This window comes from Flavobacterium sp. FlaQc-52, from assembly GCF_044007495.1.
In the GTDB taxonomy this organism is placed as follows: Bacteria; Bacteroidota; Bacteroidia; order Flavobacteriales; family Flavobacteriaceae; genus Flavobacterium; species Flavobacterium cupriresistens.
Map to the genome: position 1 here is coordinate 13,413 of NZ_JBIPCV010000008.1, position 16,428 is coordinate 29,840.

A 16,428-nucleotide genomic window follows, 5' to 3' on the forward strand; every position below is an offset into this window, starting at 1 on the left:
AACCATATAAGTGATGTAAGTTCATATTAAATCTGCTTGCGTTTCCCTTGCGAAAATCTTTGCGCACTTTTGGTTAAAATAATCCGATTATAATAACAATAAAAAAGGCCTGGAGTTGGCATACTCCAGGCCTTTTTTGCTACAAGAAAATTATTTAAATCTGCTAATTAAGAGTGGGACTAAAACATTCCGCCACCACCTTGACTAGTGTTGTCTTCTCTTTGTTTACGTTGCAAGTTTTTGATTTTTGCTCCTCCAAAGTTGTAGGTTAAACCTAAATAAACCGTTTGGCTTTCCCAGGTAAATTGTCCTGCGTGTGGATAAGGATATTGTGAATCAAAAGCATATTTCATCGTATTGAAAACATCATTAAAACGAACACTTATGTTCATTTTGTTGTTCAATAAGGTATAACGTGAACCCATGTCGATTTTGTACATTTCGTGACTGTTATTTTGAAGACCGTCAGATGGGCCTTTGTAGAATCCGAACAATAAGAAGCTCAAACGTTTGTTTACTTTAAAGTTTGAATTCATACGGGCGTTGAAAGCAGAAACTGTAATTTTTCTTTCAACTTGATCGCTTTCCTTTGTTACAGGATCGAACAAAGAAACATATCCTTGTTGTTTGATACTTGAGAAATCAATAGAAGGAGAAATATCCCACCATTTTGCGATTTTATAATTGAAGGAAGCTTCAAATCCATAAGCAGTGTTGCGATCAAAGTTAGCATAAGACAAGATTACCTTATTACCGCTCTCATTATCGACATTGTCAGGATACAAAACTCTACTGATTTGATCATTGATACTTCTCACATAAACTCCCGCAGTGAAACTTCCTTTTTCTAAAGTTTTAGTATAATTTGCTTCTACTGAGTTTGTAAACTGAGGTCTTAATTCAGGGTTTCCTAACGAAGTTACTAATGGAGTAGAAAACTCACGAAGAGGTTTTGTCTGCTCTAAACTTGGACGGTCTACACGACGGCTATAGCTTAATTGCAAAGTATTTTTTTCGCTTAGGTTATAGGTCAAATAAGCTGATGGATATAAAGTGATATAGTCATCATCAAATTTTTGTTGACCACGATTTAAATTAGCCGCTACTTTATAGCTTTCAAAACGAGCACCCAATTGGTAGCTGAATTTTTTGTATTTCTGACCAAAAGTTACGTACGCAGAATAAATATCTGTATCGTAAGTATAATTTGAGTTTACATTTTGATCAGAAAATGTTACGCCTGTTCTGGTGTAATCATTTCCTGTTCTGGTGATTCTGGCTTCAGCACCGGCCTCAAGAGTTGTTTTTTCGTTCAACGGATTAACATAATCTATGTTTAGCGTACTTAATTTACGATCTCCTTTGATCAAGTCATTGTAAATTAGATTTTTTGCAGTATTGTTTGGAGCTGTAGTTTTAGTATCAAAATACGCATTCTGAGATTCTTTACTATCGCTATAGTTTCCTTCGAAATCAAGTGTATGTCCTTCTTTTTTGAAGATGTGTTTGTAGGCTAAATTGTAAGTTCCTGTTTTTTCAGGTCCTGAATATTTAGAAGTTTGGTAAATGTTTTTGATGTCCGGATCACCATTATTATAATCAATATCGGTGTTTACAAAACCTTTTCCGTTCGATTTGTTTTGGTTGGTATAAAAAGACAACGTATTATGGTCATCAATCAAATAATCCATTCCGATTTTATACAGATAAGAATCATTATCGTTCTTAACATCGATATTCTGAACAACGTCCTGATCAAATCTTTTGATGAAACCATCGTTAAAGTAAGTTCCGAAGTTTTGGCCAACGTTTCCAAAAAGGTTTACTTTTCCGGTTTTATAATTCAAATCCAAAGACTGATTGTATTTGGCCGTTTCTCCAAAAGTAATACCACCACTGTAACTTCCGTTGAAACCAACATTAGTGTTTTTATGCAAAATAATGTTGATGATTCCTGACATTCCTTCCGGATTGTATTTGGCGCTTGGATTGGTAATCAACTCAATTTTTTTGATTGAGGTTGACGGAATTTGTTTTAATAACTGAGCCGGGTCAATGTTACTTGGTCTTCCGTCAATTAATACACGTACATTATCATTTCCGCGAAGCGAAAGTTTTCCATCCTGATCTACGTTTACAGACGGAATATTGTTCATGATGTCAGATGCTGATGCTCCGGCGGTGGTAAGATCTTTTCCAACAGTAACAACTTTACGGTCAATTTTTTGTTCAATTGTGGAGCGCTCGCTCACAATGTTTACGCCTTTAAGTTGTGTAGCTTCTTCTTCAAGAGCGACTTTAACAATAGCTTCTTTTTTGTTTTCATTTAAAAGAATAGAACCGATGTATTTTCTAAATCCAATGTATTGAATTTCGATGGTATAGTTTTTTAAGGCTAAATTTTTAATAGTAAAATCACCATTGTCGTCTGTGTTTACTCCGGAAACTACTTTTCCATTTTCTTTAATTGAAACAGTAGCATATGAAATGGGAGCATTGTTCGACTTTTCGGTAATTTTTCCTGAGACCGTCCCGGAATTCTGAGCTTGTGCTGTTGCCATTACACCCAGTAATGCGAACAGTAAAAATTTTAATTTCATAGTTAGGTAATTGATTGATTTGATCTGACTGATGATGATTGTTTTTTTAGTTTTTTTCTTTTTTGAAATAAATTCAAAGTCCCTATTAAGACTATTTTACCAGCGATATGTTACAAAAAAAATGAAATAAAAAATGTTCTTTTTTTGTTAAAGGCTGTTTTATAAGAGGTTAAGCTTCTTGAATTTTAATTTCAATAAATGTATTTATAGTACTTTTCTTTCGGCTAATAGTAGGAAATAGATACTCACAGTGATGGCAGAAAATGTCGTTTAAGGCAAAATTTTAAAGACGGGAGTACTGCCTCTTTTGAATGCAGCAAAAGTATCAGATCTTTGAATCGATAAACGGAATTCTTAACTCTGTGTTCCAGTTGGAAGTTCGTAGCGGCATGCACATTTGCGAATAGGTTTTGACTGTTCTAAACCCGGTCCGTGGCAGGTGTTTTTTCCTCCGGATTGATTCTGCTTTCACCATAATGACTTCTTCTATTTTATGAATGTTGTAGAAAAAATCAAAGAAGAAGAGTGTTGTTTTATGAATGTTCTGTTTTGGAGTAATTTAGTGTTTCGGTTTTTTGATTATTTTAACCATTTAAATAATTGTTAGTTTTTTTTAATTCTAAGGATTTTCGGGAATTTTATATGTTTTTGATTTTCTCTAATTGGTGAATAAGCAGTATCTTTGCTCACTTTAAAAATAAGTTTACATGTCATTATCACAAATTCTTACCCCTTCTATACAAAAAGCAATACAGGCATTATTTGATGTTGCTATTGAAAAAATCGAGTTTCAGACTACCAGAAAAGAGTTTGAAGGCGATATTACAATGGTTATTTTTCCTTTGTTGAAAGTGATTAAAAGTAATCCTGGCGAATTGGGTGCTAAAATTGGAAATTACCTGGTTGAAAATGTTGCTGAAGTAGCACGATTTAATGTGGTTTCCGGTTTCCTGAATATTGTAATTGCAGATCGTTACTATTTGGATTTCTTTAATGGAATAAAAGACAATACAAAATTTGGTTATGTAACACCAAATCCGGAAGAGAAGGCGATTATGGTGGAATATTCTTCGCCAAATACCAACAAACCATTACACTTAGGACATGTACGTAATAATTTGTTGGGGTATTCTGTAGCTGAAATTATTAAGGCTTCAGGCAAAAAAGTATATAAAACGCAGATCATCAACGATCGTGGGATTCATATTTGTAAATCGATGTTGGCTTGGGAAAAATTCGGAAACGGAGAAACCCCGGAAACTTCAGGTTTAAAAGGAGATAAACTGGTTGGTAAATATTATGTTGAGTTTGATAAAGCGTACAAAGCTGAAATTGCTCAATTAATAGAAACTGGTAAAACAGAAGAGGAAGCCAAAAAACAAGCTGCGATTATTATCGAAGCTCAGGATATGCTCAAAAAATGGGAAGCCGGTGATGAAAAAGTGATCACACTTTGGAAAATGATGAACCAATGGGTATATGACGGTTTTGCTACTACTTATAGCAATCTCGGAGTAAATTTTGATCGTTATTATTATGAAAGCAACACCTATTTATTAGGTAAAGATGTAGTTCAGGTTGGATTGGATAAAGGTGTTTTTGAAAAAGATCCTGATGGTTCAGTTTGGATTGATTTGACTGACGAAGGTTTAGATCGTAAAATTGTACTTCGTTCAGACGGAACTGCTGTTTATATGACACAGGATATCGGAACTGCTATTCAACGTGTAAAAGACATGCCAGATGTTGGCGGAATGGTTTACACCGTTGGTAATGAGCAGGATTATCACTTTAAAGTATTATTCTTAATCCTCAAAAAATTAGGTTTTGACTGGGCTTCAAGTTTGTATCATTTATCATATGGAATGGTTGATTTACCTTCGGGAAAAATGAAAAGCCGTGAAGGAACTGTCGTAGATGCAGATGATTTGATGCAGGATATGACCGATACAGCCAAACAAATTTCTGAAGATCTAGGAAAATTGGATAGTTATTCTGATACGGAAAAAGCGAAATTGTACAAAACAATTGGTCTTGGAGCACTTAAATATTACATTTTAAAAGTAGATCCTAAAAAACGTATCCTGTTTAATCCCGAAGAATCTGTTGATTTTGCCGGAAACACAGGACCGTTTATACAATATACGTATGCGAGAATCCAATCGATTATTCGCAAAGCTGATTTTGAGTTTAATGTAGCGCTGGATGGAGTTGAAGTGCTTCACGAAAAAGAAAAAGAATTGGTAAAACAAATCGAACTTTTTCCGGAAGTAATTCAAAACGCAGCTCAAAATCACAGCCCGGCCTTGATTGCTAATTATACTTATGATTTAGTAAAAGAATACAATTCGTTCTACCAATCCGTACATATTTTAGGAGAAGTGGATCTGACAAAAAAAATATTCAGAGTGCAACTTTCTCAAAAAGTAGCAGAAGTTATAAAATCGGCTTTTACTTTATTAGGAATAGAAGTTCCGGAGAGAATGTAAAATAGAAATATATCAAATTAAAAATAGGCTGTTCCCATACGAACAGCCTATTTTTTTGGATTATTACGAGGGTTGGTTGATTAGCCTTTGCTGCAGTTCTCAATTTGCAGTTCTGAAAGTCAGAACAAAAGAAAACGGATCAAGTCCGAAAGTTGTGGGGAAGTAAAAATCTCGCAGAGTCGCAAAATCGCAAAGTTTTAATGAAAAAACAGAAAAAAACTTAGCGGCTTGGCGTCTTTGCGAGATCGTCAAAGGGAGAAGTTAGGAAATTAGGTACTTAAAAAGCTCTGGCCAAAAAGTATATGATCTGCTACTTCTAACAAAAGAAATTTCTAAAAATTATTTCACAACTTTCTAACTTGATTCGAAATTGCAGAACTACAAGATATTTGTTCCTCCACAACAATATGTCTTGATCCAAGAAAACTTTGTCACTTTGTCCCTCTGAGCCTTTGCCTCTTCTTCTACACTCTTTCTTCCTACAAAAAGGATAAAAGGCATTTATTCAAAAAAATAATAATCCAGAATTGTAAGATTGTCCTTTCAGGAATAAATTATATTAACTGTCTTTATTTCAGTTGTTTGTGTACTTATTGTTTTCTTTTAAACATTAAAAAGTAATATTAGGATTACAATTTAATATGTTAAAATGGATAAATTTCTTGTTAAATTTATATTAATGAAGTAAGTTGCACCAAAATTATTTAAAATTTAAACAATGAAGCAAAGAATTAAAGTAATGGTAATGCTGTTTTTTGTACTTAGTTCGCAATTATTTTTTGCGCAGGAAAGACTTGTTTCAGGAACTGTTTCTGACAATATGGGCATGCCGCTACCGGGGGTTACCGTATTGTTAAAAGGAGCTAAATCCGGAACACAAACAGATTTTGAAGGTAAGTTCTCTGTTAAGGCAACATCGAATCAGATTTTGGTATTCAGTTACATCGGAATGAAAAATCAGGAAGTGGCGGCAAATTCATCGGTACTTACTATTAAATTAAGCGGAGATGCTCAGGAGCTGGATGATGTTGTAGTGTCCACGGCCATGGGAATCAAAAGAGAGAAAAAATCTTTAGGTTACGCCACGCAAGAGGTCAAAGGAGAAGACCTGACAAAAGTTAATACCGGAAACGTTGCAAATTCAATTTCCGGTAAAGTAGCCGGTATTGAAATAAAGAGAAGTGGTAATTTCGGAGGATCTACAAACGTTGTTATTCGAGGATCTAAATCGATTACCGGAAACAATCAGGCACTTTGGGTCGTTGACGGTATTCCGTTAAATAATGACAACTCAAATACAAGTAGTCAGAAATCAGGCGGTTCGGGGTATGATTATGGAAATGCCGCATCGGATATAAACCCTGACGATATTGAAACCATCAATGTGCTAAAGGGCGCAGCCGCATCTGCATTGTATGGATCAAGAGCAGGTAATGGAGTAATTATTGTTACGACTAAAAAAGGAAGAAAAGGAAAAGGATTAGGAATCTCTGTTAGTTCCGGACTTACTGTTGGGACTGCCGACAAAAGCACGCTTCCCGAGTATCAAAAACAATATGGAGGGGGAGACGGTTTTGTGTTCGGTTCAAATGCAGATTTAGGACGGGGTTCATTTCCAACTATAGTGCCCGAAGATTCTTCTTGGGGACCAGTATTCAATTCCTCCCAAAAGGTATACAGCTGGAATGCCTATTATCCTGAATTAGTAGCCACTTATGGAAAAACATCACCTTGGCAAGCAGCGAAAAACGATCCAAACTCATTTTTCAAGAACTCCACTACCTATACCAATAACGTTGCGATAACTAATGGAAATGAAAATGGAACTTTTAGATTTGCTTATACGAATTTGGATCAAACAGGGGTTTTGCCTAATAGCTCCATAAAGAAGCATAATTTTAATTTTTCCGGTAGTTATAAAGTTAGTAGTAAAACAGAAATTGCTGCAACCGCAAATTATATCACTTCTGGTGGAACGGGTTTGAACGATACGGGATACTCAGATAATATTGTGGGTAGTTTTAGACAGTGGTGGCATACTGATGTAGATCTTAAGGAGCAAGAACGTGCTTATCATTTAACAGGTAAAAATATAACCTGGAATCCAAGAGCGGTCTCAAATGCGATTCCGTTATATTGGGATAATCCTTATTTTGGTCGCTATGAAAATTACAATAATTTTAGTAGAGATCGTTTCTTTGGGAACTTTACAATTAATACTGAAATCACAAACTGGTTTTCTGTAACGGGAAGAGGAGCAGTGGATTCTTATGTAGAAAATCACGAAGAGAGAGTAGCTTTAGGGTCAGGAGCCAATAGTGGTATTGCCAAATATGCTAGATATGACAAAAGATTCAGAGAGGTCAATCTGGATTTACTGCTCAATTTTAAGGCTAAAATTACGGAAGGTGTTAACTTTAGGGGGCTATTGGGGGCGTCCAGTAGAAGAAGTGAACTTAGTTCTATTCGATCCTCAACCAATGGGGGGTTGTTAATTCCAAAATTGTATGCGCTTTCTAACTCTATTAGTTCAATTGAAAACCCAACAGAATTTTTAGAAGAGCGAGGAACGAATAGTGTTTATACCAGTGCCTCTTTTGATTACAAAGAAACTTTTTTTATTGAAGGAACGTACAGAATCGATGAATCCTCTACCTTGCCCGCAAAAGCAGCAAAATATAAGTATCCATCCGTTACCGGTACCTATATCTTTAGTAAACATCTTACGGTTCCTTGGTTAGATTTTGGTAAATTGAGAGTTAATTTTGCGCAAACCGGAAATGATGCTAACGTACATGTAATTAAGCCCGTCTATACTAAAGACACGAATTTTGGTGATAATGCTTTATTTTCTAATGAAAACATCCGTAAAAATCCAAACTTAAAATCGGAGACGATTGATGGACAAGAATTAGGGATTGAGTTGCAATTGTTCAAAAGGAGAATCGGTCTTGAAGCTTCGTTATATAAGAGTACCACGACAGATCTGATTATGGATATTACTACAGGTTCTGAGATAGGTTATAGCGGGACAACAACTAATGCCGGGAAACTTACCAATACTGGAGTCGAATTTACACTTACTTTGGTTCCTGTAAAAACAAAAGATTTCTCTTGGACTTCAAAAATTAACTGGAATAAAAACAAAAGTGAAGTAGTATCGTTAGCCGATGGTCTTCCGCAAATTGTTATTGGTACGTTTAATAAGGGAACAAGCTTAAATGCAATTCCGGGACAGTCATTAGGAGTAATTAAAGGCTCTGGTTATAAATACTTAAACGGAGAAAGAGTAGTGCTGCCAAACGGAAACTATGATAATGTTGGTGATAGGATTATTGGAAATATAAATCCAGATTGGACGGGTGGTATCAACAATATTTTTAATTACAAAAATCTAACGTTTAGTTTTTTAATTGATGTAAAAAAAGGAGGGGATGTGTTCTCTCTGGACCAGGCCTACGGACAATCTAGCGGTATTTACCAAAGTAGTGTCGGAACAAATGAGTTAGGGAATCCAATCCGTAACAAAATTACGGATGCAAATCCGGGAGGGCAAATTTTGCCGGGAGTACAAGCCAACGGTAGTCGTAATACCGTTAGAGCTATGGTAACAACGGCCACAGGAGAATCTAACTTAGGTTATAAATCTTTTCCCAATCAATATTTTGTTTATGATGCTTCATATGTAAAATTGAGAGAGGTTTCTATTGCTTACCAATTGCCTGTAAAATTATTAAAAGGGACTTTTCTTAACAATGTGATTTTTGAGGCAAATGGCAGTAATTTATGGATCATACATAAAAATCTTCCCTACGCAGATCCTGAATCGAACTTTGGTTCCGGGAACTTTCAGGGATTCCAAACCGGTGTTATGCCTTCGGTTAGAGAAATTAGCTTTAATGTAAAAGTTCAATTCTAAAAAAAAACAATAAAATGAAAAAAAGAAAATATCCTATACTTTTTGCATTGTTAGGACTCTGTTTGTATTCCTGTGATAACCTTGAGGGGTTAAACGATGATACCAAAGCGTATGTTACCCCTGTACCCGAAGCTCTTATGTCTTCGGCTCAAGAACAGTATGCTATCTTTTTAAATAATTCATCTGTAAATAGAAACAACTTTAGGTTGTATGCGCAACAATGGTCAGAGGTTGCTTATCCGGATGAGTCCAGATATGACATGGATTCCCGTCTGTTAGGAAACTCAAATTGGGTATTGTTGTACAGAGATGTATTAAAAGACCTGATCGATGCACAGAATAAAATAACAGCTGCTCCCGCAACGGGCGCCCAGGCTATAGTTGTAAAACAAAATAAATTAGCGATTATTGAGATTCAGATTGTACAAGTCTACCAAACGCTGGTGGATCTGTATGGTAATATACCTTATTCTGAAGCCATAAAAACAGGAGTTTTGCAGCCAAAATACGATGATGGATTAACAATTTATAAAGATTTGGCAAGCCGTTTAACTTTGGCAATAAGTAAATTAGATCTCACACAGGCTAGTTTTGGTAAAGCTGATTTGGTTTATGGTGGGAATGTGGCAAGGTGGAAAAAGTACGCAAATTCTATTCAAATCAGATTAGGGATGCAATTGTCAGATGTAGATCCGGTTCTTGCTAAGACCTTGGTTGAAACGGCCTATACTTCAGGTGCTATGACAAGTAACAGTGATAATGCTATTTTCCAGTACACCTCGGTTAAACCGCACTTCAATCCAAATTATGAGAGTTTCAAAAGCAGGGCAGACTATTCGATATCAAGTTTGTTTACAACTGCTTTAAATGATCTTACGGATCCGAGAAGAGATTTCTACTTTGACCCCGCTTCTAAAAAGGGAGGTGTATATGTTGGGGCACCATATGGTTTTAAAGCGGATGTTCAAACCGTATCCATATTCAATAAAGCCCTGAAAGAAATCAATTTCAAAGGAGATCTTTTTGACTATGCCGAAACTTCTTTTTTACTGGCTGATGCCGCAAACAGGGGCTGGGCAGTTGGAAGTCCTGCAAGTACGCATTACACCAATGGTATTACTGCAAGTATGAAATATTGGGGTGTTGCAGATGCAGACATAACCGCATATCTGGCACAGCCTAATGTTGCTTTTGCTACCGCAACAGGTAGTAATGCCAAAGAAAGAATTGCATACCAAATGTGGATTGCCTACTACAACAGGGGATTTGAAGCCTGGACGGCATACAGAAGACTTGATTTTCCTAAACTTGTGGCACCATCTACAGCAGTACCGGCTGCCGAGGGTAAGGTTCCCGTGAGAATGGTATACTCGCATTTAGCCCCTTCTACAAACGGAGCCAATTATGCAGCAGCTTCAAGTGCAATTGGAGGAGATAAAATGACGACTAAATTATTCTGGGACAAATACTAGGATTCAACTAAATTCTGATTAAACCCGGACTACAATAAAAACCTTTATTCATTTTAACTATTTTGAATTAGTAAGCTTTTAGAAAAAAAATAAAGGTAAACCGTTTAAATTAATTTTTAAACGGTTTTTTTAGGAATAAAAAAAGCCGGTGATCCTAAGATTACCAGCTTTTTTATAACTAACACACAATATTTATTGTTTTACAAACTTGTCGATTATAGCATCACTTTCTGCTTTTGTAGCAGTTGGTTTTAAATCGAATAGCAAAGAATAAAGTGCTTTTCTGTCTACTTTAGCCTCTAAGTTTAAGTCTTTATGTCTGTCAAAAAGAGTTTGCCATTTATCACGAACATTTTTCCAGATGGCATTATTTGCTGCCCACCATTTTTGACCAGCGATACATTTGATATCCGGAACCTTAGTATAAACATCGAATCCTTTTTCCTGAGCTAATACATAATCTTTTCCGGAATCATCTCTTACTACTTTATCGTTGTCTTGTTCATGGTTCCATCCTGTAGCAGTGATTTCATGAATGTTTCTTCTTTTTAAAACATTATAATCGTTACGTTTTGTTTGCTCTCTTCTTGGTAACGGTGCATCAGCAACATTTGTCCAGTAGTCTTTTCCGTCTACATGTACCCAAGTAGAAGAACCTTCATATCTTGGACTGTCGTCTACCTGATATACTTTTTGAGTCCATTGTCCTTTTACGGCTTTTTTGTCTAATTTTTTATATTTCCAAGAGCTGCTTTTGTCGAAAGAATAAAGATCTGTGTTTTCATACAACCAATCTTGTCTCCAGTGTTTGATGATCATGTCGTCACTTACAATTAACAAGTGCTGCATTACAACCTTATTTGGAGTATCTTCTAAAAGTTCTACCCATTCTAATGCCGATTCGTGTTTGGTTTGAGAAGGTTTATAAGTAAGAGTATCCTTCGCATATTGAAAAGTTTCAGCAAAATTAAATTTTACTTCATAACATCCACACATTGATTTTATTGACTTTAGGTCCTGTTGCTTTTTTGCATCCTGACTGAAACCAAGGCTGCAAGTCAAAGCCATAACGGCTGAAAAATAGAGGCTTTTTGTAATCATAACTTCAATTATTTTATTTTAAATTTTTCGCAAATATATGGCTTTTATTTAGAATAGATAAAAATAATTATATATTTGCATCGACTTATTAAGATTCAATAAAAATAATGAAAAGAAAAATTATCCTTTTTGCAGCCGTTGCATTTGTCCTAAATCTTTCAGCGCAGGAGAAGCAAAAAGATACAATTAATTCGAAGGAAGAATTGTCTGAAATAGTAATTACAGGTACAAGAACAGAAAGAGTCCTTTCGTCATTACCGTTGCCAATGACTGTTATTACATCTGAAGCAATTCTAAAAACAGGTGTTACAAGATTAAATGAAATTTTAAATGAGCAAACAGGAGTTATATTGATTCCGGATGAAAGTGGTTTCGAAGGGATTCAGATGCAGGGTTTGGATGCAGCCTACACTATGATTTTAATTGATGGTGTGCCACTTGTGGGTAGGTCTTCAGGAGTTTTGGACTTATCAAGAGTTTCTGTTGGAAATATAGATAGAATAGAAATTGTAAAGGGAGCGTCATCTGCTTTATATGGTTCAGAGGCAATGGGTGGAGTGATTAATGTAATCACAAAAAAACCAAAAAAAGATACGTTTTCAGGAGCTCTTTCTTATCGATATGCAACGTTTAATACCAATAATGCTAATGCTAATTTGCTTTGGAAGAAGAAGAAGTTTGCAGCTAATTTATTTGCCGATTTTTATTCGACTGCTGGCTATGATTTAGATAAAAATAGCCCTTTGAAAAATGTTGAGAGCTTTTATAATTATACCATTCAGCCAAAATTGTATTATGACTTTTCGGATAATCTAAAATTGACAGTAAGCAATCGTTTCTATAATCAGAAGATGGATAATCCGGCTATAATTGATGCTAAAAGTTATAAAGGAGAGGCAAAAGAAAACGAGTGGAATTCACAAATTAAATTAGAGCAGAAATGGAATTCTAAGCTGTACACAGAGTATGAATTATATGCGACAAATTATAAAAATGATTCCTTTTTAAACGATGAGAATAATGTAGCTTTTGATAAAGCCTATTATAATCAGTGGCTTTTTCGACCGGAAGTGAGAACTACACTGACAATAAATAAGGATAAGTTGACAGCAGGAGTAGGGGTGAATTACGAGAGTCTGGACAGAACCTATTTTGATAAAAATGTAAAATTTAATTCTCAATATGTTTTTGTGCAATACGATTATAATCCAGCGGACAGATGGAATATTCTTGCCGGATTCAGATATGATAATCATAGTGAATATGCATCACAATTAAGCCCGAAACTGGCGGTAAATTATAAAGTAAATGACAATTTATCTTTAAAAGGTTCTGTAGGTTACGGTTATAAAGCACCGGACTTTCGCCAATTGTTTTTCGATTTTACAAATCCGGCGGCAGGATACAGTGTTTTGGGGTACAATGTGGCTGAAGATCGCCTGAACCAATTCGAGAGTGAAGGTCAGATTGCAAGCAGAGTGCAGGGAATAAGTTTTGATAAACCATTAAATGCGGAGAGTGCTGTAAATTTCAATTTTGGTACTTTTTATAAAAAGAATAAACTTCGATTAGATGTTAATGCTTTTTATAATTCGATTGAAAATCTGATTGACACGAGAGTGGTAGCTACTAAGAAATCGGGCGGAAATATTTTTAGTTATTTTAATACAAGTAAAGTTTTTACCTATGGTTTGGAGTTTAATTCAACCTATAGTTTTACAAAAGAATTTGCCGTATCAGTAGGATATCAGTATCTAACGGCTAAAGATGAAGCGGTACTTGATAATTTCGAACAATATCAATACATAAGGAATTCGAAGCTAGAAACAATTCAACTTAATAAATCAGATTATTTCGGATTGTTTAACAGATCAAAACATACCGCTAATATCAAATTTGCCTACAGTATCCCGGTAATAAAAACAGATGTCAATTTGCGCGTTTTTTACCGAAGCAAATATGGATTGTTTGATACTAATGGAAATGCGATTTTGGACAAATACGATAAGTTTATCAGCGATTATTTTATAGCCAATTTAACGGCATCAAAAAACATTACAGATCAGTTATTCTTTCAGTTGGGGGCTAATAATTTACTTGATTATAAGGACCCAAGTGAAATTCCTAATCTTGCAGGTAGACAGCTTTTTGCACGAATTCAATATAATTTTTAATTAACAAATATTTAAACACTTTTACAATGAAAACAAATTTTTTAAAACTTTCGCTTTTAGCAGTAGCTATTTTTATGACATCTTGCAGTAGTGATGATGATAAGAAAGAAGATACAACCCCTCCAGCAGTTGTAACTCAAAAAGTTTCTGATATTTATGCGCCACAATCAGGTGGGATGGGACAACCAACAACTGGTGATTTTACAAAATTCAGTTTTTCTGAAAATAAAGTAGTAACAAGTGATAAGTGGGATATTGCTTTTCGTGGAACTGCCATTATTGTAAATGGTGGAACTGTAATTAGCGCTACAGCTGGGGAACCAAACAGAACAGGAAGTGGTGCGGTAAGTATTGTTTCGGGAACATTTGCTAGTGTGAATGCAATTCCTGCAGCAGCTACTTTTACTCAAGACGCAACTGCTGCCAGTGCGTTTCCAACTTCAGGAGCAAATGCATGGTATGATTATAATGGAGGAAATCACCTTATTACTGCTAAAGCAGGAAAAGTATTTGTTGTAAAAACACATGATGGAAAATACGCTAAATTTGAAATCTTAAGCTATTACAAAGGTGCGCCGGTAACACCAGACCCAGCAACAGCAACAGCTAGATATTATACTTTCAATTTTGCTTATCAAGCTAATAGCACAACGACTTTCTAAGGAATAAATAAATATGGAGTATGATAGTGTATGTCTTGAATCTACACTTTTGAGATATTCCAATGGATAGAATCTTGGTAAATAACCAAGATTCTATCTATAAATAACTTCAAAAACCAAAACGAAACAATCAGGTGAATACTATGAAAATAAAATTACTTTTTTTAATAACATTACTATTTTGTGTAGTAACTGGGTATTCTCAAAATACAGTGACTTACAGTACATTGAAAAAAACAATTGATCTCAATTCGGGTGTAGAAGGTGTTGTTGATATATTGGTCAATTGTTATGGTAGTAGTTCTTCTCCCGTGTTTCTTAATACAATGCAGTCTTGCGGTAATAATGATGGTATTCTTTCGAGCACATATACAAATGGAAATATTTTATCACCAGGAGGAAATACAACATTAAGATATAAGTTTAAAAAAACAGTAACGGCTAATACGCAGATCGTTTATAAATTTTCTACTGATGGGAGTTGTTTCCAAGAGGAGAAAAAAATGATTATAATTACTGTAAATTATAAAAGTGGATCTACAAACCCAACAGACCCAAAGAATCCAACGGATCCACCAACTCCAACGACTAATCCTAACATGATTACTTTTGCAGGAGCCCCTTATAAATTTGAAAATTTTTTTAATGTTTATAGAAATGAAACTGACAGATCTACTCCAATTATAGGGAGTGATTTGGGGGTAGGCTTTAGTTATCAATGGTTTAAAAGGATGAAATTCGGAGATGTTACGCCTACAATCTTGATTAAAGGAGCCAATGGTAAAGATTATTTACCTGCTGATTCAGAGGTGTTTGATTATTGGAGAAGAACATATAATTCGTCTACTGATTCATATGGATACAGTAATGTTCTTACGGTTAATATAATTCCTGCGCCAGCTTTACAAAATAATACAATAACTTTAAATGGATCTACAATTTACGGTAGTTTACCAACAGGAGGTATTAATGAATATCAATATTCTTGGGTTTTATGGGGAGGTGAAGAGCCATATACTTTTCCACAGACGGGACAAAATTTTGAACTGACTAAAGATATATATGACTATTTAAATTTGTATCCTAATCTTTTTATAAATAGAATAGTCACCTCAGGTAGGCAAACAATTACAAGTACCCGAGTTAAAATATTACCTCTTGCATCCTTAGAAAATAATACAATTTCAATTAGTGGTTCTACTATAACTGGTAGTCAGCCGACAGGAGGGAATAATTCATATCAATATTCTTGGATGTTAATGGGCGGTGAGGAACCATTTACTTTTGCAGATACAGGAAAAGATTTTGAGATTAGTGTTGACACTTATAATTATTTAAATTCATATCCTAATTTATTTATATATAGAACTGTAACATCGGGTAATAAAACTTCCGGTAGTAATTCGATTGTCATTTCTCCAGCTAAAGAAATCGGAAATAATATAATTACTTTGTCAGGAAATACTATTGAGGGATCATTGCCAACTGGTGGTACTGGAGGTTTTAAATATGAACATTATATTTATCATGAATTACCTGATGGAGAGGTTGTTGATGGGGTAACGGTAGTTGGACGCAATCAGAGTTATCAGGGAGTTATTCAAGGTTATTTGACGACTAAATTCTATAGAAAAGTTTACTCAGGTAATAAAATTTCTACAAGTAATACGATTACAATTTTGCCTAAAGGGAGTTCTGCAAAAACAGCTATTGCAAGTGAAAAATCAGTTCCAACTGATGTAACCGTTTACCCAAACCCAACAACACAATCTGTAAACTTTACAACCAATTTCTCTGCCAACAAAGAAATTGAAATTACCATTTTTTCAGAAGGGTTAAGAGAAACTAAATCTATTTTTAGAGGAACAGTTACTCCAAATCAGGTAGTGAATTGGAATTTCCCTTCTAACTATCCAAAAGGGCTTTATTTCTATAAGATAATGGCAGATAATAAAGAAGTGAAATCCGGTAAGATTTCGTTTCAATAGGTTTTGTTTTTGATAATTTAAAT

The 16,428-nt window shown here is 34.9% G+C and carries 8 protein-coding genes; 6 read left to right on the plus strand and 2 right to left on the minus strand.

From position 1 onward, the window contains the following. Positions 1–179 precede the first annotated feature (179 nt). Positions 180–2,600 carry a TonB-dependent receptor domain-containing protein gene (locus ACHRV5_RS14215; RefSeq protein ID WP_395427207.1) on the minus strand — a complete coding sequence of 807 codons (2,421 nt, stop codon included), beginning with the start codon at positions 2,598–2,600 and terminating at the stop codon, positions 180–182. A gap of 707 nt (positions 2,601–3,307) precedes the next feature. On the opposite strand from ACHRV5_RS14215, the gene argS reads away from it, so the two are divergent. The 3 genes from argS (at position 3,308) to ACHRV5_RS14230 (ending at position 10,480) form a co-directional block, all read left to right on the plus strand. Beyond that, positions 3,308–5,089, plus strand: coding sequence for an arginine--tRNA ligase (argS, locus tag ACHRV5_RS14220; RefSeq protein WP_395427208.1), 1,782 nt, complete (start codon positions 3,308–3,310; stop codon positions 5,087–5,089). Positions 5,090–5,807: 718 nt separating this feature from the next. Further along, a complete protein-coding gene (locus tag ACHRV5_RS14225) occupies positions 5,808–9,008 on the plus strand; it encodes a SusC/RagA family TonB-linked outer membrane protein (protein WP_395427209.1) in 3,201 nt (1,066 codons plus the stop codon). A 14-nt stretch (positions 9,009–9,022) separates the two neighbouring features. Further along, positions 9,023–10,480 carry a SusD/RagB family nutrient-binding outer membrane lipoprotein gene (locus ACHRV5_RS14230; RefSeq protein WP_395427210.1) on the plus strand — a complete coding sequence of 486 codons (1,458 nt, stop codon included), beginning with the start codon at positions 9,023–9,025 and terminating at the stop codon, positions 10,478–10,480. A gap of 192 nt (positions 10,481–10,672) precedes the next feature. Here ACHRV5_RS14230 and ACHRV5_RS14235 read toward each other — a convergent pair whose 3' ends face one another. Further along, positions 10,673–11,581: a DUF6607 family protein gene (locus tag ACHRV5_RS14235; protein WP_395427211.1), complete on the minus strand. Its 909-nt coding sequence runs from the start codon at positions 11,579–11,581 to the stop codon at positions 10,673–10,675. A 107-nt stretch (positions 11,582–11,688) separates the two neighbouring features. Between ACHRV5_RS14235 and ACHRV5_RS14240 the strand changes: the two genes are divergently transcribed. The 3 genes from ACHRV5_RS14240 (at position 11,689) to ACHRV5_RS14250 (ending at position 16,405) form a co-directional block, all read left to right on the plus strand. Then, positions 11,689–13,755: a TonB-dependent receptor plug domain-containing protein gene (locus tag ACHRV5_RS14240; protein WP_395427212.1), complete on the plus strand. Its 2,067-nt coding sequence runs from the start codon at positions 11,689–11,691 to the stop codon at positions 13,753–13,755. Positions 13,756–13,781: 26 nt separating this feature from the next. Then, positions 13,782–14,417 (plus strand): HmuY family protein, encoded by a 636-nt coding sequence (locus ACHRV5_RS14245; protein ID WP_395427213.1) that lies wholly within the window; start codon positions 13,782–13,784, stop codon positions 14,415–14,417. Positions 14,418–14,644: 227 nt separating this feature from the next. Continuing rightward, entirely contained in the window at positions 14,645–16,405 is a 1,761-nt protein-coding gene (locus tag ACHRV5_RS14250; RefSeq protein ID WP_395427214.1) for a T9SS type A sorting domain-containing protein, read from the plus strand. Positions 16,406–16,428 lie beyond the last annotated feature (23 nt).